Consider the following 21,825-nt stretch of genomic DNA (forward strand, 5'->3'; position numbering starts at 1 on the left):
TCCGGGGAGGGTGTGAAACCCTCCCCGGGCAGGGGGGTTCGGGCGGGGCTGCAGCCCCCCCGACACCGGGTCCGCCGAGCGTGCTGGACAGATGGGCCGCAAGACCACATATACAAGCCATGGCCCTCCCACCCGGATTCCTTGACGAACTGCGCACCAGGCTGACCCTGTCTCAGGTCGTCGGCCGAAAAGTCACTTGGGATGCGCGCAAGTCCAACATGGCCAAGGGCGACTTCTGGGCGCCGTGCCCGTTCCATCAGGAAAAGTCGCCGTCCTTCCATGTCGATGACCGCAAGGGGTTCTACTACTGCTTCGGCTGCCACGCCAAAGGCGACGCCCTGACCTTCGTCAAGGAAACCGAAAACCTGTCGTTCATCGAAGCCGTCGAACTTCTGGCCCGCGAAGCCGGCATGGTGATGCCCGCCCGCGACCCCGGCGAGGCGCAGCGGACGGAAACCCGCACCCATCTGGTTGACGTGATGGAGGAAGCGGTCAAATGGTTTCGCCTGCAACTGAAGACCTCCGCCGCGTCCGAGGCCCGCGCCTATCTCGCCAAACGCGGGCTTTCTCCTGAGGCGCAAGACCGCTGGCACATCGGCTTCGCGCCAGATCAGCGCCAAGGCCTGTTTACCGCCCTGACGCAAAAGGGCATCGCCCCGCAATTGATCATCGACGCCGGTCTTGCGATCAAGCCCGACGGCACGGAAGGTGGGCGCGAAGGCCCACCCTACGACCGCTTCCGGGGCCGCATCATCTTCCCGATCCGCGATGGACGGGGCAGGGCGATCTCATTGGGCGGCCGCGCGATGGACCCGGCCGCTCGCGCCAAATACCTCAACGGCCCGGAAACCCCGCTGTTTGACAAGGGCCGCAACCTCTACAACCTCGGCCCGGCGCGTGAGGCCGCAGGCAAAGGCCTGCCCCTCATCGTCGCCGAAGGCTACATGGACGTCATCGCCCTGTCCGAGGCCGGCTTCAAAGCCGCCGTCGCCCCCTTGGGCACGGCGATCACCGAGGACCAGCTGCGCCTGATGTGGCGCGTTGCCGACGAACCCCTGATCTCGCTGGACGGCGACAGCGCCGGGATCCGCGCCGCCCTGCGCCTGGTGGACCTTGCCCTGCCCATGCTGGAAGCCGGCAAGGGCTTGCGCTTTGCGATCCTGCCGGGGGGCCAGGACCCCGACGAACTGATCAAGGCGCAAGGCGCCCCCGGCATGCAGAAGGTGTTGGACACGGCGCAACCCATGGTCCAACTGCTCTGGCAACGGGAAACCGAGGGCAAGGTCTTTGACAGCCCCGAACGCAAGGCCGCCCTCGACAAGACCCTGCGCGCCCTGATCAACCGCATCGCCGACCCCTCGATCCGCAGCCACTACACCGAGGAAATCCGCCGCCTGCGCGCTGACCTCTTCGGCCCCGCCGTCAAACCGTTCCGTCCCTGGACGCCGCGCGCCAAGGGCCAGAAGCCCGACACCAACCCGCAGCCCCTGTCGTCGACCCGGGCCTCGGCGCTGGTGCGGGGCGACGAAAACATGGAAGAAGAACTGCGCGAAGCGATGATCCTTGCCACCCTGATCACCCACCCTTCACTGATCCATCGCTTTGAATCCGATCTTGACCGCCTTGACCTGATCACCGACGACCATCGCCACCTGCGCCAGATCCTGCTGTCAAACCCCGAGGCCGCGCTGCCCCGCGTCCTGCAAGGCCATCCCGCCCTTGACGCGCTGATGGCGCGTCCCCATGTGCAGATTGCTCCACCCGTTCGCAACAAACAGGATGCAGACCTCGCCATGCTCTGCCTTGCTGAGGAATTTGCCAAACTGGATGCCTTGCGCGGTGCCCGCCGCGAAGTGGCCGATGCGATGGAAGACCTGACCGGCATCGCGGACGAGGGCCTGACCTGGCGTCTGGCGCAAGCCGCCAGTGCCCGCCACCGCGCCGATCACCCCAACCGCAACGACACCGCCGACCTTGGCGAAGACCGCAACGCCCTGTCAAACCATCTGCAAGCCTTGATTGATTCGAAAGTCTGGGAAAAGAAACCGCGCTGACACCCTGCAACTCGCCGCCGATTCGGAGTATTCATCCGAACCTGCGACCGATTCGCTATGATTCGCACAACCGATTCGCATCCATGACCGGAGCCCCCATGGCCATCAAAGACACTGACGAAGCCAAGCCCGAAGGTGAAGATCCGGATGTCTCGCTCGACATGAGCCAGGCGGCGGTCAAGAAGATGATCGCGGACGCCAAAGAACGCGGCTACCTCACCTACGACCAGCTGAACTCCGTCATGCCGCCCGAGCAGGTCTCGTCCGAGCAGATCGAGGATGTGATGTCGATGCTGTCCGAAATGGGCATCAACATCATCGAAAACGAAGAGGCCGAAGAAGGCGAGGTCGAAGGCGGCGAGTTGGTGGAAACCTCCTCATCGTCGCGCGACGTCGCAGTTGTCTCAACCACGACCGAAGCGCTGGACCGCACCGATGACCCGGTCCGCATGTACCTGCGCGAAATGGGTTCGGTCGAACTGCTAAGCCGCGAAGGCGAAATCGCCATCGCCAAGCGGATCGAAGCCGGCCGCAACACGATGATCGCCGGGCTGTGCGAAAGCCCGCTGACCTTCCAGGCCATCATCATCTGGCGCGACGAACTTCTGTCCGAAGAAATTCTGCTGCGTGACGTGATTGACCTTGAAGCCACCTTCGGCCGCAGCCTTGACGGCGAAGACGGCATCGTGGGCGCCGATATCGAAGGCCTCGACATCGGCGGCGCACCCGCCGCCCCGCGCCGCGCCGCGGGCGGAGAGCCCGAGCTTGACGCCGACGGCAACCCCCTGCTGGGCGTGGTCGAAGACGACGAGGACGATGAAGACGGGGCTGCCATGTCGCTGGCCGCGATGGAAGCCGCGTTGAAGCCGAAGGTTCTGGAAACCCTCGACCTGATCGCGCGCGACTACGGCAAGCTGGCCGAGATGCAGAACCTGCGGATGGACGCAGCGCTCAGCGTCAAGGACCGCTTCACCGCCGTGGACGAAGCCGCCTACCAGAAGCTGCGCTCGGAAATCGTTGTGCTGGTCAACGAACTGCACCTGCACAACAACCGGATCGAAGCGCTGATCGACCAGCTGTACGGCATCAACCGCAAGATCATGTCGATCAACTCCGGCATGGTGAAGCTGGCCGACGCTGCCCGCATCAACCGCCGCGAATTCATTGACGAATACCAAGGCTATGAACTCGACCCGACCTGGGTGGACCGCATGGCCGCCAAAGCCGGTCGCGGCTGGCAAGTGCTGATCGAGAAGTCCCGCAAAGCCATCGACGACCTGCGCGCCGACATGGCCGAGGTCGGCAAGTATGTCGGCGTCGACATCTCCGAATTCCGCCGCATCGTGAACCAAGTGCAAAAGGGTGAGAAAGAAGCCCGCCAAGCGAAAAAGGAAATGGTCGAAGCCAACCTGCGCCTCGTCATCTCGATCGCCAAGAAATACACCAACCGCGGCTTGCAATTCCTTGACCTCATCCAGGAAGGCAACATCGGCCTGATGAAGGCCGTCGACAAATTCGAATACCGCCGCGGCTATAAATTCTCGACTTACGCCACCTGGTGGATCCGCCAAGCCATCACCCGCTCCATCGCCGATCAGGCCCGCACCATCCGTATTCCAGTCCACATGATCGAGACGATCAACAAGCTGGTCCGCACCGGTCGCCAAATGCTGCACGAAATCGGCCGCGAACCGACACCGGAAGAACTGGCCGAAAAGCTGCAAATGCCGCTGGAAAAGGTCCGCAAGGTGATGAAAATCGCCAAGGAACCAATCAGCCTTGAAACGCCCATCGGTGACGAGGAAGACAGCCAACTCGGCGACTTCATCGAAGACAAGAACGCGATCCTGCCGCTGGATTCCGCCATTCAGGAAAACCTGAAGGAAACCACGACCCGCGTTCTGGCCAGCCTCACCCCCCGCGAAGAACGCGTCCTGCGCATGCGCTTCGGCATCGGCATGAACACCGACCACACGCTGGAAGAAGTCGGTCAACAGTTCTCGGTCACCCGCGAACGCATCCGTCAGATCGAGGCGAAGGCCCTGCGCAAGCTCAAGCACCCAAGCCGGTCACGCAAGCTGCGGAGTTTTCTGGATCAGTAATGGCCAGCAATCGCGAAATCGCACAGTCCATCATCGAATGCTATGTCCGGTGCCGGCAAATGAGCGAAGTCGTTTTCTTGTCTTATGGCCAAATGTCTGACCTCATCGGTCGCCCCCGACAAAACCGTCTGTCGGGGGCGCCTTTGGGTTTGGTTCGTGATCTATGTCGCGACAGGGGCATTCCAGACATCGCCACGGTGGTCGTCGGGGTGGAAAGTCTCAAAGACGGCCCAGTGAAACCGGCTGAGGCTGCACGTGCCAAACATGGGGGTTGGCCGGGATTGAGGCGGCAGGAACAAGCTCGCGCGTTGTCCTTCGATTGGGCAACCTGACGATCATAGTCGGCAACACTCAAGACGCGCAGGCCTGATTGTACCGCCCCTTCGCCCGCACGGTGACATCTCGCAGCCTACAACCCGGAGCCCCGAAATGAACCTCCTTTCCCGCCTCTTCGGCAAATCCCCCGCCGCCGCCCTTCCAGACCCCATCCTGCACAAGTCTTGCCGCATCTTCCCGCAGCCCCTCCGCGAGGGGGGCAGCTTTCGGGTTGCGGCGCGGATCGAGAAGGATTTCGGTGACACCGTCAAAACCCATCTTCTGCAGCGCGCCGACACCTGCACCTCGTTGGAGGAGGCCACCGCCATCTCCATCGCAAAGGCAACGCAGGCCATCGACCAGTTGGGCGACACGCTCTTCGCCTGAGGGCCATGGACGCCGCGCCCCGCTTGGCCTAAGGCCAACCCAGCCCTTCCGCTCCGGAGCCACCCGATGTCCGATCCCAAAGCCGTAACCCCCCTGACCCTTGAACGCGCCGAGGCCACCCTCCGCATCGTGGCCGAGGCGGTGATCGCCGGCGAGGCGGCTTTGACCTATTCCGACCTTGCCCGTCGTCTGGGCATGTCGAAGGTCAACGGTCAGGGCCTCAACTCCTATCTGATCGCGGCCGCGGCACTCTGCGCCGAACGGGGCCTGCCCAACGTGGGCACGTTCATCGTCTCGCATGCCAGCCTGCAGGCGGGGCAGCCCTTGCCCGCCGAAGGCTCCTTCTCGGACATTTTCTACGTCAAGACCGGTCTTGCGCGCGAAGACGTGCCCGCCGAACAGGACCGCGTCCGCAGCTTTGATTGGCAAGGCATGCTCGCCCCGAAGCAAGACTGAAGCGCCCCAAGTCCCGGCGTGCGCCGCTTGCACGCCGGTCCATGCCCCCGCCCCGGGGCCCAAGGGGCAGCCAAGCCCAGTAACGGGGGCAGGGCCTGAGTCCGCGCCGCCACACCTTGGCCCCCATATCTAGCAGCTTGGCGATCTTTGTGGCCGAACCCTGCCCATCTCCTCTATGGTTAGGCGCAATAAGGGGGACAACCCCCAGACGTCCGAGGCAGGTTCCAACACATCAAAGGTGCACATCCATGCGCTGCCCATTCTGCGGCAATATCGACACGCAAGTGAAAGACTCCCGTCCGGCCGAGGATCACGTCTCGATCCGCCGCCGCCGGTTCTGTCAGGCCTGCGGCGGCCGTTTCACCACCTATGAACGCGTCCAGCTGCGCGACCTCGTGGTGATCAAATCCTCCGGCAAGCGCGAGGATTTCGACCGCTCCAAGCTCGAACGCTCCATCCGCATCGCCATGCAGAAACGCCCGATCGAGCCCGAACGCATCGACCAGATGATCTCCGGCATCGTGCGGCGGCTGGAAAGCCTGGGCGACACCGACATCCCCTCGAAAACCATCGGCGAGATCGTCATGGAAAGCCTCGCCCGGATCGACACCGTGGGCTATGTCCGCTTCGCCAGCGTCTACAAGAACTTCCAGGCGGCGGATGATTTCGACAGGTTTGTCAGTGAGTTGCGACCGACGACAGGTGGCGAGGAATAAGCCAAAGGCCCCATATGGGGCCTTTGCCATATCCAAGCCGCTGCCACAGAAATCCGGCTGCTTCATGCGGACCGGATCGGCGGCCTTCATGAGCAGGGCACCAGATGACGGTCAAGCGGATGGACAACGTGGGTATCGTCGTTGCGGACCTGTCCGCCGCGATAGATTTCTTCCTCGACCTCGGTCTAAAGCTTGAAGGCCGCGCCATGATCGAAGGCGAATGGGCGGGTCGTGTCACTGGCCTTTCGGATCAGCAGGTCGAAATTGCCATGATGCGCACGCCAGACGGTCACAGCCGCATCGAACTGTCGCGTTTTCTTGCGCCAAAGGTCATTGAAGATCATCGGACGGCTCCGGTGAATGGCCTTGGCTACTTGCGGGTCATGTTCACGGTAGAAGATATTGACGTCACACTCGCAAAACTCTTCCAGCGCGGTGCCCAACTGGTGGGCGAGGTCGTGCGCTATCAGGACATCTACCGTCTCTGCTACATCCGCGGGCCAGAGGGGATTCTGATCGGACTGGCGCAGGAACTGAAGTAAGGCCCCCTTGCCCCGCCTCCCGTCCTCCGCCATCCTCCCATCCAAACAGGGGGACACCATGCACATTCTCATCCTCGGCGCGGCAGGCATGATCGGCCGCAAACTCGCGGCTTCTCTCGCCCCTGACCACACCCTCACCCTCGCCGACGTCGTCCCGCCCCCTGCCTTTCCCGGCGCCACGACCCTCACGCTGGACCTGACCGCCGCAGCCGCCCAGACCCTGATTGCGGGCCGCCCGGATGCCATCATCCACCTCGCCGCGATCGTCTCGGGTGAGGCTGAGGCGGATTTTGACAAGGGCTATGCCACCAACCTCGACAGCACCCGCGCGCTGCTGGAGGCGATCCGCCTGACACCGGGTTACAAACCCAAATTCATCTTCGCCTCCTCCATCGCCGTCTTCGGCGCCCCTTTCCCGGCGAAAATCCCCGACGATTTCTTCCTGACCCCCCGCACCTCCTACGGCACCCAGAAAGCCATCACCGAGCTTCTGATCTCCGACTATTCCCGCCGCGGCTTCATCGACGGCATGTCGATCCGTCTGCCCACGATCTGCGTCCGCCCCGGAACCCCGAACAAAGCCGCCTCGGGCTTCTTCTCCAACATCATCCGCGAACCGCTGGTCGGCAAACCCGCCATCCTGCCCGTGGCCGACACCACCCGCCACTGGTTCGCCAGCCCCGCCTCGGCGGTGGGCTTCTTCCGCCACGCCCTGACGCTTGACACGGCCAAACTGGGCGACCGCCGCGCCCTTTCGATGCCCGGCCTATCGGCCACCGTGGCCGAGGAAATCGAGGCCCTGCGCCGTGTCGCAGGCCAGAAGGGCGTTGACCTGATCACGCACCAACCCGATGAAACCATAGCTAAAATTGTCGCCACCTGGCCGTCGGATTTCGACACGAGCCGCGCCAACGCCTTGGGCTTCAAGGCCGAGACCACTTTCGACCAGATCATCGCCGCCCATCTGGCCGAAGCCTGATGCGGCCCAAGACCCCCACAGCGCTCGTCACCGGCGGCAATCGCGGCATCGGCTATGCCATCGCCAAGGGCCTGATCGCCCAAGGCATCAGCGTCACCATCGGCGCGCGCAGCGAGTCCGAAGGCCGCACCGCCGCCCAGGCCCTCAACTGCCGGATGGCCCATATCGACCTTCTCGACCCCGACACTTATTTCGACGCCTTCACCAAGTCGGGCGGCTGGGACATTCTGGTCAACAATGCGGGCATCCTGAACGACGTCTCGCTCCTCGACAAAGGCTCCGACTTCGCCACGGCGATGGAGGTGATGGTGTCGGCCCCCCTTGACCTGATCCGGCTGAACACACCCCATTGGCGCAACACCGGCTGGGGCCGCATCGTCAACCTGTCCTCGGGTCTGGGCAGCCACGCCAGCGGCCTGAACGGTCCCGGTGCCTATTCGGTGGCCAAGGCCGCGCTCAACGCCCTGACCCGGGTGCTGCCGCGCGACCTGCCACCCGGTGTCAAGGTCAACGCCTGCGACCCGGGCTGGGTCGCCACGCGCATGGGCGGCCCTTCCGCCCCCCTCGTCGTGGAACAGGGCGCCGACACCCCGATCTGGCTGGCGCTTCTGCCCGACGACGGCCCGACCGGCGGCTTTTTCCGCAAGCGCCAGCCTGCCGCCTGGTAGGCGCCGCGCTCTGCGGACCCAGCCGGGGAGGTTTCACACCTCCCCGGACCCCTCCGTGGGATATTTGGAGAAGGCGAGAGGAAACAGTCTCCCGCACCTCCATTTGCTCCTTTTGAAATACGCCCCGCGGAGCGTCCGGCCTGTCAGCTCTCGACCGGGATGGAATAGAGGATGAAATCGGATTTCGGTCGGTAGCTGTCATAGAGCCTGCGTCCGGCATAGTTGTACTCCTGCGTCAGCCAGCGCACGTTGCCGATGCCCCGCGACTTGGCAAAGCCGATCACATGGTCGATCAAGGCCCGCCCCACGCCGCCGCCCCGCACATCCGGGCGGACGTAGAGGTCCGAGAGGTAGACGACCTTGCCGCCCGACAGCGAGCGGTGGATCAACTGGTATTGGACCATCCCTGCCACCTTGCCGTCCAAGACTGCCACATCGGCCCAGAAGTCTTCGGCGCCGCCAAAGATCCAGTCCCAGACCGCCGCCTTTGCCTCGGCCGGGGCCGTGGTCTTGTAGAAGGCCGCATAGGCGTCAAACAGCTCTTCCCAGACCTCGCGGTCTTGAGGTGTCAATGGGCGGATTTCAACAGACATGGCATTCTCCCTTTTCTGCGACCCTCGCCGCGTCATGCGACGCCGTCAACCGCTTGCGGCCCATACCCCGCTTCGGGCATGGTCCCGGCGCAAGCAAAGGATATGCGCATGATTCCGGTCATTGGCTACAACGGGCAAAAGGTTGCGGTGCTGGGGCTTGGCCGCTCGGGACTTGCCACCGCCGCCGCTCTCATCGCCGGTGGCGCCGAGCCGCTGTTGTGGGACGACGCGCCAGAGGCCCGCGCCAAGGCGGAAGCCGCAGGCCACATCTGCACCGACCTCAACCGCGCTGCGGCGCTGGACGGCGTGGCCGCCCTGATCACGTCTCCCGGCATTCCGCATCTGTACCCGGCCGCCAACAAGATCATCGCCCGCGCGATGGAATTGGGCATCCCTGTCGACAATGACATTGGCCTGTTTTTCCGCTCCTACGCCACACAGGACTGGGATGGGTTCGAAACCGCCCCTCGCGTCGTCTGCGTCACCGGATCAAACGGCAAATCCACTACGACGGCGTTGATCCACCACATCCTCGAAGAGGCCGGACGCCCCACTCAGATGGGCGGCAACATCGGCCGCGGCGTCCTTGACCTCGACCCGGCGGTGGATGGAGAAGTCGTCGTCCTTGAACTCTCCTCCTACCAGACCGACCTTGCCCGCTGCCTGACCCCGGACATCGCCATCTTCACCAACCTCTCGCCCGACCATCTGGATCGCCACAACGGCATGGGCGGCTATTTCGCCGCCAAGCGTCGCCTGTTTGCCGAAGGCGGCCCTGACCGCGCCATCATCGGCGTCGACGAGGTGGAGGGCCGCTACCTTGCCAACCAGATGGCCGACGGCCCGAACGACGACCGGGTGATCCGCATCTCCTCGGGTCAGAGGCTCGACAATTTCGGCTGGACGGTGTTTGCCCGCAAAGGCTTCCTCTCCGAATGGCGGCGCGGCAAGCAGTCCGCCTCCATCGACCTGAGGGAAATCAAGGGCCTGCCCGGCGCCCACAATCACCAGAACGCCTGCTGCGCCTATGCCGCCTGCCGCACGCTGGGTCTGGCGCCCAAACAGATCGAGGCCGCGCTGCATTCCTTCGCAGGCCTGCCGCACCGCAGCCAACTGGTCGGTGAGCGGGCAGGGGTCCGCTTCATCAACGACAGCAAGGCCACCAACGTCGACAGCGCCGCCAAAGCCCTGCAAGCCTTCCCGAAAATCCGCTGGATCGCCGGAGGCTTGGGCAAAGAGGGCGGCATCAAGGGCCTGTTGCCGTTTGTCGGCTCGGTCCAGAAAGCCTACCTCATCGGCCACTCCGCCCGCGACTTCGCGCTCGAACTGGGCGACCTGCCGCATGAGATCTGCGAAACGATGGACCGCGCCCTGACCGCCGCCGCGTCTGAGGCCCAGCCCGGCGAGGTCGTCCTCCTCGCCCCCGCCGCCGCCTCTTTCGACCAATACCCCAACTTTGAAAAGCGCGGCGAAGACTTTACCGCTCGCGTCAAAGCCCTGCTGGAGGCCTGAACATGAACGGCAAATGCACCTGCGGCGCGGTCCACTACCGCCTGACCCAGAAACCCCTCTTCACCCATTGCTGCCACTGCACCTGGTGCCAGCGCGAAACCGGAAGCGCCTTCGCGCTGAATGCCATGATCGAAACCGAATGCCTTGAGGTGACCGGAGCGGTCGAGGAGATCGTCACCCCCTCCAACTCTGGCAAGGGCCAGATCGTGGCCCGCTGTCCGGCCTGCAAGGTGGCGCTCTACAGCCATTACGCCGGGGCAGGGCGCCTGATCGCCTTCGTCCGCGCAGGCACCCTTCTCAACCCGGCCGAGTGTCCGCCCGATATCCACATCTTCACCTCCACCCAGCAGCCGTGGCTGACGCTTGACAACCGCGTGCCAGTCTTGCCGGGCTATTACGACCGCAAGGCCCACTGGCCGCAAGCCAGCCTTGACCGCCGCACGGCCCTGCTGGCCCGCGCGGCGCCCTGACCGCCGCCCGCACCGCAGGCCCCATTTTAATTTGCTCCTTGCCAAATACTCCCGCCGGAGGCGAACGCCGGCCAATGGCGTGGCATTTGCCGTACTTGCCTTGGGCGATCTGCCCATCTTCGGCCAGCCCGCCAATACCGTCTAGCCAGCCCCGCCAACATGGGCTAGTCTTGCGCGTGATCCGGGGCCAACCCGGACATATCGGCAGTCAGGCAAGCAGGCGGTCCCATGACAGAAATGGTTTACGGCTCAATGCCCTCGCGGGCGCGGGAGCCGGTTCTTCCGCGCTGGTGGCGCACCATCGACAAATGGACGCTGACCGCCATCCTGGCGCTCATGGGCATCGGATTGTTGCTGGGCCTCGCCGCCTCGGTTCCGCTCGCCTCGCGCAACGGCCTGCCGCCCTTCTACTACGTGCAGCGCGAATTTGCCTTCGGGGCCGTTGCGCTGGCCACGATGCTGGGCTTTTCCATGCTGTCGCCCGACGCCATCCGCCGCATCGGCGTGCTGGGCTTCGGCTTCGCCTTTGTGTCGCTGATCTGTCTGCCCTTCCTCGGCACCGACTTTGGCAAGGGCGCCATCCGCTGGTATTCGCTGGGATTCATCTCGTTCCAGCCGTCCGAGTTTCTCAAGCCCGGTTTCATGATCGTCTCCGCCTGGCTGATGGCCGCCTCGATGGAGCTGAACGGCCCGCCCGGCAAGCTGTTCTCCTTCGGCCTGCTGGTCGTGATCGTGGGATTTCTGGCCACCCAGCCTGACTTCGGCCAGACCATGCTTTGCGTCTTCGGCTGGGGCGTGATCTATTTCGTCGCCGGCGCGCGGATGACGCTGATCGCCGTGATCATGGGCCTCCTCGTCTTCGGCGGCAACTTCGCCTACCACCATTCCCAGCACTTTGCCCGCCGGATCGACGGCTACCTCAACGCCGATGTCGACCCGCGCAGCCAGATCGGTTACGCCACCAACGCCATTCAAGAGGGCGGCTTCTTTGGCGTCGGCGTCGGCAATGGCCAGGTCAAATGGACCCTGCCTGACGCCCACACCGACTTCATCATCGCCGTCGCAGCCGAGGAATACGGCCTGATCCTCGTCCTTGTCATCATCGGTCTCTATTGCGCCATCGTCATGCGCTCGCTGATCCGATTGCAGCGCGAGAGGGACCCCTTCGTCCGTCTCGCAGGCACCGGGCTGGCCTGCATCTTCGGTGTGCAAGCCATGATCAACATCGGCGTCGCCGTCCGCCTGCTGCCCGCCAAGGGCATGACTTTGCCCTTCGTTTCCTACGGCGGCTCCTCGGTCATTGCGGCCGGCATCACCGTCGGCATGCTTCTGGCCCTGACCCGCACACGTCCGCAGGGCGAAATCAGCGACCTCTTCAAGCGGGGCCGCTAAGGTGGCCCCCCGCACGGAACACCCGGCCCCGCTGCTGCTGATCGCGGCGGGCGGCACCGGCGGCCACATGTTCCCCGCCCAGGCCCTGGCCGAGGCGATGGTGGCCAAGGGCTGGCGTGTCCGCCTGTCCACCGATGCCCGCGGCGCCCGCTACGCCGGTGGCTTCCCCGAGGCGGTTCAGCGCGTCGTGCTCTCGTCCGCCACCTTTGCCCGGGGCGGCATCCTGTCCCGCCTGTTCGTCCCGATCCGCGTTAGCGCGGGCATCATCTCGGCCCTCTGGCAGTTTTCCCGCGACCGGCCCGCTGTCGTGGTGGGCTTTGGCGGTTACCCGACGATCCCGGCCCTCACCGCCGCCTGGCTCTTGAAACTGCCGCGGATGATCCATGAACAAAACGGCGTCCTTGGTCGGGTCAACCAGATCTTCGCGCGCCGCGTCGACAAGGTCGCCTGCGGCACCTGGCCCACCCAACTGCCCGAGGGCGTCACCGGCGACCCGGTTGGCAACCCGGTGCGCCAGGCCGTCCTCGACCGCGCCGGCGCACCCTATATCCCGCCGGGGGATTACCCGATGAGCCTTGTGGTCATCGGCGGCTCGCAAGGCGCTCGCGTCCTGTCCGATGTCGTGCCCGCCGCCCTCGCGGCCCTGCCTGAAACGCTCAAGTCCCTCCTGCGCATCGCCCATCAGGCCCGGGCCGAAGATCATGACCGCGTCGTGGCCTCCTACGCCGCAGGCGCACTTGAGGCCGAGGTTCAGCCCTTCTTCACCGACATCCCACGTCGCCTGTCCGAGGCGCAGCTGGTGATCTCGCGCTCGGGTGCCTCCTCGATCGCCGACATCTCGGTGATTGGCCGCCCCTCGATCCTGATCCCCTATGCCTTGGCCACCGGCGACCACCAGACCGCCAACGCCCGTGGTCTGACCGAAGCGCAGGCCGCCATCACGGTGCAGGAAGCCACCCTTGACACCGCCCGCCTGACCGCCGACATCGCCGCCATCCTGCAGGCCCCCGAAAAGGCCGAACACATGGCCGCCGCCGCCTTGGCCCAAGGTCGCCCGGACGCCACCATCCGCCTCGCCTCTCTGGTCGAAGCCCTAGCCGGAGTTCCAAAATGAACGCTGCCACCAAACTGCCGATGGAACTCGGCCCCATCCATTTCATAGGCATCGGCGGCATCGGCATGTCCGGCATCGCCGAGGTGCTGATCACCTTGGGCTACCGCGTCCAAGGCTCCGACGCCCGCGCCTCCAAGATCACCGACCGCCTTGTAACCCTTGGCGCCACCTTTTTCGAGGGTCAGGCCGCCACCAACATCGGCGATGCCGCCGTGGTCGTGATCTCCTCGGCCATCAAAAAGGGCAACCCGGAACTGGAAGAAGCCCGCCGCCGCAAGCTGCCCGTCGTCCGCCGGGCAGAGATGCTGGCCGAACTGATGCGCCTCAAATCCAACATCGCGATTGCAGGCACCCACGGCAAGACCACCACCACCACGATGGTCGCCACGCTTCTGGACAAGGGCGGCTTTGACCCCACCGTCATCAACGGCGGCGTCATCCACGCCTACGGCTCCAACGCCCGCGCCGGGGCAGGGGAGTGGATGGTGGTGGAAGCCGACGAATCCGACGGCTCGTTCAACAAACTCCCCGCCACCATCGCCATCGTCACCAACATCGACCCCGAACACATGGAGCATTGGCACACCTTCGACGCCCTGCGCAAAGGCTTCCTCGATTTCGTGTCCAACATCCCTTTCTATGGTCTGGCCGTCTGCTGCACCGATCACCCCGAAGTGCAGGCGCTGGTCGGTCGCGTCACTGACCGCCGCGTGGTGACCTTCGGCTTCAACGCCCAAGCCGATGTCCGCGCCATCCGTTTGCGGCACGAGTCTGGGAAAACCACCTTCGACGTCCTGTTGCAAAATGAAGACGGCCAACCCGTCATCGAAAACTGTACCCTGCCGATGCCGGGTGATCACAACGTCTCCAACTCCCTCGCCGCCATCGCCGTCGCCCGCCACCTTGGCATGAAGCGCGACGAGATCCGCGACGCGCTGGCCAGTTTCGCCGGCGTCAACCGCCGCTTCACCAAAGTGGCCGAGGTGAACGGCGTGACCATCATCGACGACTATGGCCACCACCCGGTCGAAATCGCCGCCGTCCTGAAGGCTGCGCGGCAAGCCACCAAGGGCCGCGTCATCGCCATCCACCAGCCGCACCGCTACACCCGGCTTGCGAACCTCTTCGAAGAATTCTGCACCTGCTTCAACGAAGCTGACGTGGTCGCCATCGCCGACGTCTACGCCGCCGGCGAAGACCCGATCCCCGGCGCCGCGCGGGATGATCTTGTCGCAGGCCTGATCGCCCACGGCCACCGCCACGCCCGCGCCTTGCTGGACGAGGCCGACCTGACGCGGCTCGTCAAAGAGCAAGCCCGTCCCGGTGATCTTGTGGTCTGCCTCGGCGCCGGCTCCATTTCGGCCTGGGCCAACGCCCTTCCCGCCAAGCTGGTCTGAGCCCCGAATTTTCTGCGAAAATTCCCGCCGCCGAATTTTCGCAGAAAATTCGCCCCACCCTCTCGAATTTTCGCCGAAAATTCGGTCTCCGATTTTTCGCAGAAAAATCGTGAAGCCTGGCAATTTCCTAAAAGATCCTTAACGGAATTCAGAAAACATAGCCAATTCAATCCCTTAACCTGCATTGCACGCGTGCAATCGCGCAGCTTTCAGACCCGGCCGCCGCCAAAAAGCCGCCCTTCCTCCGCACCCAGGCCGCTTTCCCCCCGCATCCTCGCCGCCATCACATCGCAAGTGGAGGCCCCATGACCCCCCTCATCCTCGGCGCCCTTTGGGTCATTGCGGCCGCCCTTACCGCCATCCTGCCCTTGCGCAGCCAGATGGTTCCCGGCCTTGCCCTCCTCGCCACCGCCCCGATCCTGCTGATCTGGATCGGCGTCACCCAAGGCTTCGTCTGGGTGGCCGCCGGCCTCTTCGCCGTCCTGTCCATGTTTCGCCGCCCGCTCAACTACCTGATCCGCCGCACCCTCCACCTCCCGCTCCCCGACCTTCCGCCCGAGCTGCAATCCCGCGCCGCCCCAAGGCTGTGACCCATGCTGCCCCTCACTGCCGCCTTCCTCTGGCTCATCGCCGCCAATCTGATCGCCATGTTCCCCAGCAAAGACCACCATTGGCGCGCCGCCCACGCCCTCATCGCCATCGGCCTCCCCCTCCTGATCTGGATCTTTCAAACCCACGGAGCCCTCTGGACCCTGGCATTCCTCACGGCTGCCGGATCGATCCTCCGCTGGCCCCTCTGGTTCGTACTCCGCTGGTGCAAAGCCCGCTTTCTTGGCCGGCTCTGAGGGCATCGTGCACCCCAGCATCGGCCTTCTGCGCGAAAGGTTAACACATCGGCGGTCTTGCGCGCGTAGAGACGGAAGGAAGACCGAAGGAAGTCGTCGGCAAGACCGCCCGCTTGGACCACATCGCTCCCCTTCTTGCCACATCGCACGCACTCTTGCGTCGATTTCGCCCCACGGCTAGCAAGGCCACATGAGCACGCTTCCGATCCCCCGTGGCACCCTGACCCCCAACCGTTCGCTTGCGGACCTCACCTGGCTGCGCGTCGGCGGGCCGGCGGACTGGTTGTTTCAGCCCGCGGATGAGCAGGATCTTGCCGCCTTTCTGGGCGGTCTGGACGCCTCTATCCAAGTTTTCCCGATGGGGGTCGGCTCGAACTTGATCGTGCGGGATGGCGGCGTCAGGGCGGTGGTCATCCGCCTCGGGCGGAATTTCAATTCCATTGAAATTCAAGAAGATAGGGTGATTGCCGGGGCGGCGGCGCTGGATGCGCATGTGGCAAGGCGGGCTGCGGAAGCGGGGTTGGACCTGACCTTTCTGCGCACCATTCCGGGCTCCATTGGCGGGGCGGTGCGGATGAATGCGGGGTGTTATGGGTCTTATGTGAAGGACCACCTGATCGAAATCCGCGCCGTGACAAGGGCCGGAGAGGTCGTGACGGTCCCGGCGAAGGACCTGCATCTGGCCTATCGGCAATCGACCCTGCCCGAAGGCCATGTGATCACCCAAGCGGTTTTCCGCGCAACCTATGGCGATCCTGCAGCGCTTGAGGCCAAGATGTTGGAACAGATCGCCAAGCGCGACGCCAGCCAACCCACCAAGGACCGCTCGGCCGGCAGCACCTTCCGCAATCCGGTCGGCCACTCCTCTACCGGCAAGGCGGATGACAGCCACGAGTTGAAGGCCTGGAAGGTGATTGACGACGCCGGAATGCGCGGTGCGAAAATCGGCGGGGCGCAGATGTCGCTGATGCACTCCAACTTCCTGATCAATGCCGGTGGCGCAACTGCCGCCGATCTGGAAAATCTCGGTGAGGAAGTGCGAAAAAGGGTTTTCCAAGACTCCGGTATCAGGCTAGAGTGGGAAATCATGCGTGTCGGCGAACCGACGGCAAAATAATAATAAAACCGGCTTCAAGTCCGGATGAGGCAGTGATGGTGGGCAAGTCTGCAACAGCAGGCTCCCGCGTGGCGGTTTTGATGGGTGGGCTTTCCGCAGAGCGGGAGGTTTCCTTGTCATCGGGGCGCGAATGCGCCAATGCCTTGCGGGTGGCAGGTTACGACGTGGTTGCGCTGGACGCGGGCCGCGACCTTGCCGCACGTTTGGCCGACATCAAGCCTGCCTGTGTCTTCAATGCGCTGCATGGTCGTTGGGGCGAAGATGGCTGCGTTCAGGGGCTGCTGGAATGGTTGGGCCTGCCCTATACCCATTCTGGCGTACTGGCCTCTGCCCTTGCGATGGACAAGTCGGCGGCCAAGGCGGCCTATGTGGCGGCTGGCCTGCCGGTCGTGCAGTCCGTGCTGGCCACCCGGGATCAGGTGGCGGCCGCGCACGTCCTTCCGCCGCCCTATGTGGTCAAACCCAACAACGAAGGCTCCTCGGTTGGGGTCTATATCGTGCGTCCGGGCGCCAATGCCCCGCGTCTGGCAGAGACGATGCCGGACACCGTGATGGTAGAAACCTATGCGCCAGGGCGAGAATTGACGGTCGCCGTGATGGGCGATCGCGCACTGGCGGTCACTGACATCATCACCGAAGGCTGGTACGACTACGACGCCAAATACAAGGCCGGCGGCAGCCGCCACGAAGTTCCCGCTAAACTTCCGGCAGAGATTTCAGCAGCTTGCCTTGATTACGCCCTGCGCGCCCATCGGGCCTTGGGCTGCCGCGGCCTAAGCCGCACCGACTTTCGCTGGGATGAGAGCCGCGGGTTGGAAGGTCTGATCCTGCTGGAAACCAACACCCAGCCGGGCATGACGCCGACATCGCTGGCCCCCGAACAGGCCGCCCATTGTGGCATCTCGTTCCCTGAATTGTGCGCCTGGATCGTGGAGGATGCCTCATGCAATCGTTAGGTCGCGCCATTCCCTTGCGCCGGGATCCGGCGCCATCCCGTTGGGCCTATCGGATGCACCGGCTGTGGCTGACGCCGCTGTTCCGCGTCACCATGCGCGTCGGAATGCCCGCGTTTTTCGTCGTGCTGGCGATGGGGATTTACCTGTCAGATGCCACGCGCCGCGAGAATTTCGCCAACCTGGCCACCGCCGCCCGCGACAAGGTGACCGAGCGCCCGATGTTCATGGTCAACCTTCTGTCGATCGACGGCGCGTCGCCGGAACTGGCCGACGCCGTGCGCCAGAAACTTGACCTGCACTTGCCGCAATCCTCGCTTGCGCTGGATCTCGACGCGATCCGGGTCAATGCCGGCAAACTGGACGCGGTGGAAAGCGCCGTGGTGTGGCTGGGCGCGGGCAATGTGCTGCAAGTCTCGATCACCGAGCGCAAGCCGGCGTGGGTCTGGCGCACCGGGCAGGGCCTGATGCTGCTGGATGCCACCGGCCACCGGATCGCCGGACTTGCCACCCGGGCTGACCGGGCGGATCTGCCGCTTGTGGCGGGTGAGGGCGCCGACACCGCGGTGGTCGAGGCGACCGCCATCCTGCAGGCGGCCAGCCCGCTGGCCTCTCGCGTGCGGGGCCTGGTCCGGGTCAGCGATCGCCGCTGGGACCTGATGCTGGACCGCAATCAGACCGTCCTTCTGCCCGCAGATGGCCCCGTTGCCGCCGTCGAAGGGCTGCTGGCGCTTGATAAAGCCGAAAACATTCTCGCCCGAGACCTTGTTGCCGTTGACCTGCGCAACCCGCAGCGTCCCGTCCTTCGCCTTGCCCAGACGGCACTGGATGCCTTGCGCCAGTCTGAGGGCCTTACCGTTTCCACGGAGTCCAAGACATGACCGACCTCTATCAGTCTCAGCGCGCCATGCGGAACATGCGCAAAGCCGCCCTTCAGCGGGGTGTGATTGCCATTCTGGACGTGGGCACCTCGAAGATCGCCTGCCTGATCCTGCGGTTCGACGGGCTGGAAGAGGGGGTGGAGCCTGATGGCGTGGGGTCCATGGCCGGGCAGTCGGATTTCCGGGTGATCGGGGCCGCGACGACCAAATCGCGCGGCGTCCGCTTCGGTGAAATCTCGGCGATGAACGAGACGGAACGCGCGATCCGTACCGCCGTGCAGGCCGCGCAGAAGATGGCCAATGTGCGGGTCGATCATGTGATCGCCTGCTTCTCGGGCGGCGAGCCGCGCAGCTACGGGCTGGCCGGAGAGATTGAACTGCAAGACACCGTGGTGAAGGAAAACGACGTGGCCCGCGTGTTGGCCGCCTGTGACGTGCCCGACATCGGCGAAGAGCGCGAGGTGATCCACGCGCAGCCCGTCAACTTTGCACTCGACCATCGCACCGGCCTTGGCGATCCGCGCGATCAGATCGGCAACCGTCTGGCCTGCGATATGCACCTGCTGACGGTGGATGCGGCGGTCGTGCAGAACCTGCTGTACTGCATCAAGCGCTGCGATCTGGAATTGGCGGGGATCGCCTCGTCGGCCTATGCCTCGGGCATTGCTTCGCTGGTCGAGGATGAACGGGAACTGGGGGCGGCCTGCATCGACATGGGCGGCGGGTCGACCGGCATTTCGATCTTCATGAAAAAGCATATGATCTTCGCGGATTCCGTGCGCCTGGGTGGCGATCATGTCACCTCTGACATCGCGCAATGCCTGCATGTGCCGACCGCGGTGGCCGAGCGGATCAAGACCAAGCATGGCGGCGTTCACGCCACCGGCATGGACGACCGTGAGATGATCGAGATCGGCGGCGACAGTGGCGACTGGGACAAGGACCGCCGTCAGGTCAGCCGCACCGAACTGATCGGCATCATTCGCCCCCGGGTCGAGGAAATTCTGGAGCAGGTCGCCGAACGGCTGGATGCCGCAGGCTTCTCGCACCTGCCCAGCCAGCAGATCGTGCTGACCGGTGGCGCCAGCCAGATCCCCGGACTGGATGGCTTGGCCAGCCGAATCCTTGGCCAGCGCGTCCGGATGGGGCGTCCGCTGCGCGTGCAGGGTCTGCCGCAGGCGGCCACCGGGCCGACCTTCGCCTCGACCGTCGGGCTCTGCCTGTTCGCGGCGCACCCGCAAGACGAGTGGTGGGATTTCGACATTCCGTCCGAACGCTATCCCGCGCGGTCGTTGAAAAGGGCCCTCAAATGGTTCCGCGACAACTGGTAAACCGCAAGATCCAGAGGTTTGGCCGATATGCGGGGCCAAACCGGCACAATTCCCCATATTTTGTGGGCAACGTAATGTTTTTTCGTGACCTTGAGGTGCACTGTGGGTAGAATCGGGGATAAGTCGGGTTCTGTCTCATCGCTTGGGGCAAAAGGGCAGGGGCCGGGCGTGGGACAGAATGATAAAAGGCAGCGCGGGGCCGCTGCTTCACAACAAGAAACGGCGGGTCGTAGAATGACATTGAATTTGATGGTCAATGCAGAGCGCGAAGAATTGAAGCCGCGCATCACGGTGTTTGGCGTCGGCGGTGCCGGGGGCAATGCGGTCAATAACATGATCGACAAGAACCTTGAGGGCGTCGAATTCGTCGTGGCCAACACGGATGCGCAAGCGCTGCAACAAAGCCGCGCGGGCAACAAGATCCAGATCGGCCTGAAGGTCACCGAAGGGTTGGGCGCTGGGGCGCGCCCCTCCGTCGGGGCGGCCGCGGCCGAGGAATCGATCGAACAGATCGTGGATCACCTGGCTGGTGCGCATATGTGCTTCATCACCGCCGGGATGGGCGGCGGCACCGGAACGGGTGCGGCGCCGATCATCGCGCAAGCGGCCCGCGAGTTGGGCGTGCTGACGGTGGGCGTGGTCACCAAGCCCTTCCAGTTCGAAGGCAACAAGCGGATGCGTCAAGCCGAAGAGGGCATCGAGGCGCTGCAAAAGGTCGTCGATACCCTGATCGTCATCCCCAACCAGAACCTGTTCCGGCTGGCCAACGAACGCACCACCTTCACCGAAGCCTTCGCGATGGCCGATGATGTGCTGTATCAGGGCGTCAAGGGTGTCACCGACCTGATGGTGCGGCCCGGCCTGATCAACCTCGACTTCGCCGACGTGCGGTCCGTGATGGACGAGATGGGCAAGGCGATGATGGGCACCGGGGAAGCCACGGGCGCGGATCGTGCCGTGCAGGCGGCCGAAAAGGCCATCGCCAACCCGCTGCTTGATGAAATCAGCCTGAATGGCGCCAAGGGTGTTCTGATCAACATCACCGGCGGCTATGACCTGACGCTGTTTGAATTGGATGAAGCCGCCAACATCATCCGCGAGAAGGTCGATCCGGACGCCAACATCATCGTCGGCTCTACCCTCGATGTCTCGATGGAAGGCATCCTGCGCGTGTCGGTCGTGGCGACCGGTATCGACATCAAGACGGCCAAGGCGGAAACGCCCGTCACCCGCCGCTCGATGCACGAGCCTTTGAAGCCGATGCCCGCACCGCAACCCGAAGCGCGCCGCGAGCCGCCGATGCCGCTGACCCAGCCGGTCGCGCAACCGCGTCCGGCGCCGCAGCCGCAAGCCCGTGCGCCCGAACCGGTGCAAGAGCAGTACGAAGAGCAGGAGGCCTATGAACCGGAAGTCGACGAGGTTCCGGCCCCGGCGTACCGTCCCGCTCCGCAGCCCGAGCCGCGTCAGGCGCCCGCCGCCCGCGATCAGCGGGACGCCGACGCGTCCAGCTTCATCGCGCCGCGTCCGCGTCCGATGGGGTCGCCCTCGCCGGAAGCCATGGCGCGCCTGCAAGCCGCTGTCAGCAAGCCGCAAGGCGCACAGCAGCAACCGGCCCGCAGCCCCGCACCGCTGTCCAAGCCGCAACCCAAGCCGGCGGAACGTCCGCGCTTTGGGATCGGCAGCCTGATCAACCGCATGGCCGGGGCGCACGCCGAAGCCACCCAGCCGGGCCGCGCCCAGCCGCAAGTCACCGCCTATGATGACGAGCCGGAATTGTCGGCCGATCAGGAACGGATGGAGATTCCCGCCTTCCTGCGCCGTCAGGCCAACTGAACCGGTCCGAACAGACCCGTAACACAATAAGAAAGCCCAAGCATCGTCTTGGGCTTTTTTCTAACCTTATCATGGTATTGGCGGGCGTTCTTGCCCTGTTACACTCCGTCACAAATGGTGAGTTGAGATTAGGGGTCTTGCGCCTTAGCTAGGGGCCAAGCAGGGCGG

At 64.4% G+C, this 21,825-nt stretch carries 21 protein-coding genes; 20 read left to right on the plus strand and 1 reads right to left on the minus strand.

The annotated features are described in order from the left end of the window. The first annotated feature begins 119 nt into the window (after nucleotides 1-119). The 8 genes from dnaG (at nucleotide 120) to AC1Y2B_RS04510 (ending at nucleotide 8,219) form a co-directional block, all read left to right on the plus strand. Entirely contained in the window at nucleotides 120-2,054 is a 1,935-nt protein-coding gene (dnaG, locus tag AC1Y2B_RS04475) for a DNA primase (RefSeq protein WP_482251863.1), read from the plus strand. Nucleotides 2,055-2,152: 98 nt separating this feature from the next. Then, complete coding sequence (gene rpoD / locus AC1Y2B_RS04480) at nucleotides 2,153-4,156, plus strand: RNA polymerase sigma factor RpoD (RefSeq protein WP_482251864.1); 2,004 nt, start codon at nucleotides 2,153-2,155, stop codon at nucleotides 4,154-4,156. 429 nt (nucleotides 4,157-4,585) lie between these two features. Beyond that, the gene (locus tag AC1Y2B_RS04485) at nucleotides 4,586-4,858 is read left to right on the plus strand and encodes an HlyU family transcriptional regulator (protein WP_482251865.1); all 273 of its coding nucleotides are present in this window, start codon (nucleotides 4,586-4,588) and stop codon (nucleotides 4,856-4,858) included. Nucleotides 4,859-4,924: 66 nt separating this feature from the next. Further along, nucleotides 4,925-5,314, plus strand: coding sequence for a hypothetical protein (locus tag AC1Y2B_RS04490; protein ID WP_482251866.1), 390 nt, complete (start codon nucleotides 4,925-4,927; stop codon nucleotides 5,312-5,314). Between the two features lie 248 nt (nucleotides 5,315-5,562). Next, nucleotides 5,563-6,030: a transcriptional regulator NrdR gene (gene nrdR, locus AC1Y2B_RS04495; RefSeq protein ID WP_482251867.1), complete on the plus strand. Its 468-nt coding sequence runs from the start codon at nucleotides 5,563-5,565 to the stop codon at nucleotides 6,028-6,030. Nucleotides 6,031-6,134: 104 nt separating this feature from the next. Then, nucleotides 6,135-6,572 (plus strand): VOC family protein, encoded by a 438-nt coding sequence (locus AC1Y2B_RS04500; protein ID WP_482251868.1) that lies wholly within the window; start codon nucleotides 6,135-6,137, stop codon nucleotides 6,570-6,572. Between the two features lie 58 nt (nucleotides 6,573-6,630). Then, a complete protein-coding gene (denD, locus tag AC1Y2B_RS04505; protein ID WP_482251869.1) occupies nucleotides 6,631-7,551 on the plus strand; it encodes a D-erythronate dehydrogenase in 921 nt (306 codons plus the stop codon). Further along, nucleotides 7,551-8,219 (plus strand): SDR family NAD(P)-dependent oxidoreductase, encoded by a 669-nt coding sequence (locus tag AC1Y2B_RS04510; protein WP_482251870.1) that lies wholly within the window; start codon nucleotides 7,551-7,553, stop codon nucleotides 8,217-8,219. The genes denD and AC1Y2B_RS04510 overlap by 1 nt, the downstream gene beginning before the upstream one ends. A gap of 143 nt (nucleotides 8,220-8,362) precedes the next feature. Here the strand turns inward: AC1Y2B_RS04510 and AC1Y2B_RS04515 are convergent, their stop codons facing one another. Beyond that, the gene (locus tag AC1Y2B_RS04515) at nucleotides 8,363-8,812 is read right to left on the minus strand and encodes a GNAT family N-acetyltransferase (protein WP_482251871.1); all 450 of its coding nucleotides are present in this window, start codon (nucleotides 8,810-8,812) and stop codon (nucleotides 8,363-8,365) included. 108 nt (nucleotides 8,813-8,920) lie between these two features. On the opposite strand from AC1Y2B_RS04515, the gene murD reads away from it, so the two are divergent. The 12 genes from murD (at nucleotide 8,921) to ftsZ (ending at nucleotide 21,657) form a co-directional block, all read left to right on the plus strand. After that, nucleotides 8,921-10,324, plus strand: a complete 1,404-nt coding sequence (gene murD / locus AC1Y2B_RS04520; RefSeq protein ID WP_482251872.1) for a UDP-N-acetylmuramoyl-L-alanine--D-glutamate ligase — start codon at nucleotides 8,921-8,923, stop codon at nucleotides 10,322-10,324. Between the two features lie 2 nt (nucleotides 10,325-10,326). Continuing rightward, nucleotides 10,327-10,794, plus strand: a complete 468-nt coding sequence (locus tag AC1Y2B_RS04525; protein WP_482251873.1) for a GFA family protein — start codon at nucleotides 10,327-10,329, stop codon at nucleotides 10,792-10,794. Between the two features lie 228 nt (nucleotides 10,795-11,022). Further along, complete coding sequence (locus AC1Y2B_RS04530; protein WP_482251874.1) at nucleotides 11,023-12,186, plus strand: peptidoglycan glycosyltransferase FtsW; 1,164 nt, start codon at nucleotides 11,023-11,025, stop codon at nucleotides 12,184-12,186. A gap of 1 nt (nucleotide 12,187) precedes the next feature. Continuing rightward, nucleotides 12,188-13,300, plus strand: a complete 1,113-nt coding sequence (locus AC1Y2B_RS04535; RefSeq protein ID WP_482251875.1) for a UDP-N-acetylglucosamine--N-acetylmuramyl-(pentapeptide) pyrophosphoryl-undecaprenol N-acetylglucosamine transferase — start codon at nucleotides 12,188-12,190, stop codon at nucleotides 13,298-13,300. Then, the gene (gene murC / locus AC1Y2B_RS04540) at nucleotides 13,297-14,697 is read left to right on the plus strand and encodes a UDP-N-acetylmuramate--L-alanine ligase (protein WP_482251876.1); all 1,401 of its coding nucleotides are present in this window, start codon (nucleotides 13,297-13,299) and stop codon (nucleotides 14,695-14,697) included. Before AC1Y2B_RS04535 ends, murC begins: the two co-directional genes overlap by 4 nt. Nucleotides 14,698-15,002: 305 nt before the next feature. Continuing rightward, entirely contained in the window at nucleotides 15,003-15,287 is a 285-nt protein-coding gene (locus AC1Y2B_RS04545; protein WP_482251877.1) for a DUF2484 family protein, read from the plus strand. 3 nt (nucleotides 15,288-15,290) lie between these two features. After that, on the plus strand, nucleotides 15,291-15,542 hold the full coding sequence (locus AC1Y2B_RS04550; RefSeq protein ID WP_482251878.1) for a DUF2484 family protein: 252 nt from the start codon (nucleotides 15,291-15,293) through the stop codon (nucleotides 15,540-15,542). 190 nt (nucleotides 15,543-15,732) lie between these two features. Further along, nucleotides 15,733-16,659, plus strand: coding sequence for a UDP-N-acetylmuramate dehydrogenase (gene murB, locus AC1Y2B_RS04555; protein ID WP_482251879.1), 927 nt, complete (start codon nucleotides 15,733-15,735; stop codon nucleotides 16,657-16,659). A 35-nt stretch (nucleotides 16,660-16,694) separates the two neighbouring features. Then, nucleotides 16,695-17,615 carry a D-alanine--D-alanine ligase gene (locus AC1Y2B_RS04560; RefSeq protein WP_482251880.1) on the plus strand — a complete coding sequence of 307 codons (921 nt, stop codon included), beginning with the start codon at nucleotides 16,695-16,697 and terminating at the stop codon, nucleotides 17,613-17,615. Continuing rightward, entirely contained in the window at nucleotides 17,603-18,493 is an 891-nt protein-coding gene (locus AC1Y2B_RS04565) for a cell division protein FtsQ/DivIB (RefSeq protein WP_482251881.1), read from the plus strand. The genes AC1Y2B_RS04560 and AC1Y2B_RS04565 overlap by 13 nt, the downstream gene beginning before the upstream one ends. After that, complete coding sequence (gene ftsA / locus AC1Y2B_RS04570) at nucleotides 18,490-19,824, plus strand: cell division protein FtsA (protein ID WP_482251882.1); 1,335 nt, start codon at nucleotides 18,490-18,492, stop codon at nucleotides 19,822-19,824. Before AC1Y2B_RS04565 ends, ftsA begins: the two co-directional genes overlap by 4 nt. A 234-nt stretch (nucleotides 19,825-20,058) precedes the next feature. Then, nucleotides 20,059-21,657, plus strand: coding sequence for a cell division protein FtsZ (gene ftsZ / locus AC1Y2B_RS04575; protein ID WP_482251883.1), 1,599 nt, complete (start codon nucleotides 20,059-20,061; stop codon nucleotides 21,655-21,657). The last annotated feature ends 168 nt before the right edge of the window (nucleotides 21,658-21,825 follow it).

The organism is Stagnihabitans sp. (assembly GCF_964946895.1).

Coding starts and splice junctions, on each gene's coding strand:
- AC1Y2B_RS04510 (WP_482251870.1), top strand. CDS start 7,551: ATGCGGCCCAAGACCCCCACAGCGCTCGTCACCGGCGGCAATCGCGGC.
- AC1Y2B_RS04525 (WP_482251873.1), top strand. CDS start 10,327: ATGAACGGCAAATGCACCTGCGGCGCGGTCCACTACCGCCTGACCCAG.
- AC1Y2B_RS04560 (WP_482251880.1), top strand. CDS start 16,695: ATGGTGGGCAAGTCTGCAACAGCAGGCTCCCGCGTGGCGGTTTTGATG.
- dnaG (WP_482251863.1), top strand. CDS start 120: ATGGCCCTCCCACCCGGATTCCTTGACGAACTGCGCACCAGGCTGACC.
- AC1Y2B_RS04530 (WP_482251874.1), top strand. CDS start 11,023: ATGACAGAAATGGTTTACGGCTCAATGCCCTCGCGGGCGCGGGAGCCG.
- AC1Y2B_RS04485 (WP_482251865.1), top strand. CDS start 4,586: ATGAACCTCCTTTCCCGCCTCTTCGGCAAATCCCCCGCCGCCGCCCTT.
- AC1Y2B_RS04565 (WP_482251881.1), top strand. CDS start 17,603: ATGCAATCGTTAGGTCGCGCCATTCCCTTGCGCCGGGATCCGGCGCCA.
- ftsA (WP_482251882.1), top strand. CDS start 18,490: ATGACCGACCTCTATCAGTCTCAGCGCGCCATGCGGAACATGCGCAAA.
- AC1Y2B_RS04550 (WP_482251878.1), top strand. CDS start 15,291: ATGCTGCCCCTCACTGCCGCCTTCCTCTGGCTCATCGCCGCCAATCTG.
- murD (WP_482251872.1), top strand. CDS start 8,921: ATGATTCCGGTCATTGGCTACAACGGGCAAAAGGTTGCGGTGCTGGGG.
- murB (WP_482251879.1), top strand. CDS start 15,733: ATGAGCACGCTTCCGATCCCCCGTGGCACCCTGACCCCCAACCGTTCG.
- AC1Y2B_RS04490 (WP_482251866.1), top strand. CDS start 4,925: ATGTCCGATCCCAAAGCCGTAACCCCCCTGACCCTTGAACGCGCCGAG.
- nrdR (WP_482251867.1), top strand. CDS start 5,563: ATGCGCTGCCCATTCTGCGGCAATATCGACACGCAAGTGAAAGACTCC.
- ftsZ (WP_482251883.1), top strand. CDS start 20,059: ATGACATTGAATTTGATGGTCAATGCAGAGCGCGAAGAATTGAAGCCG.
- murC (WP_482251876.1), top strand. CDS start 13,297: ATGAACGCTGCCACCAAACTGCCGATGGAACTCGGCCCCATCCATTTC.
- denD (WP_482251869.1), top strand. CDS start 6,631: ATGCACATTCTCATCCTCGGCGCGGCAGGCATGATCGGCCGCAAACTC.
- AC1Y2B_RS04515 (WP_482251871.1), bottom strand. CDS start 8,812: ATGTCTGTTGAAATCCGCCCATTGACACCTCAAGACCGCGAGGTCTGG.
- AC1Y2B_RS04545 (WP_482251877.1), top strand. CDS start 15,003: ATGACCCCCCTCATCCTCGGCGCCCTTTGGGTCATTGCGGCCGCCCTT.
- AC1Y2B_RS04500 (WP_482251868.1), top strand. CDS start 6,135: ATGACGGTCAAGCGGATGGACAACGTGGGTATCGTCGTTGCGGACCTG.
- rpoD (WP_482251864.1), top strand. CDS start 2,153: ATGGCCATCAAAGACACTGACGAAGCCAAGCCCGAAGGTGAAGATCCG.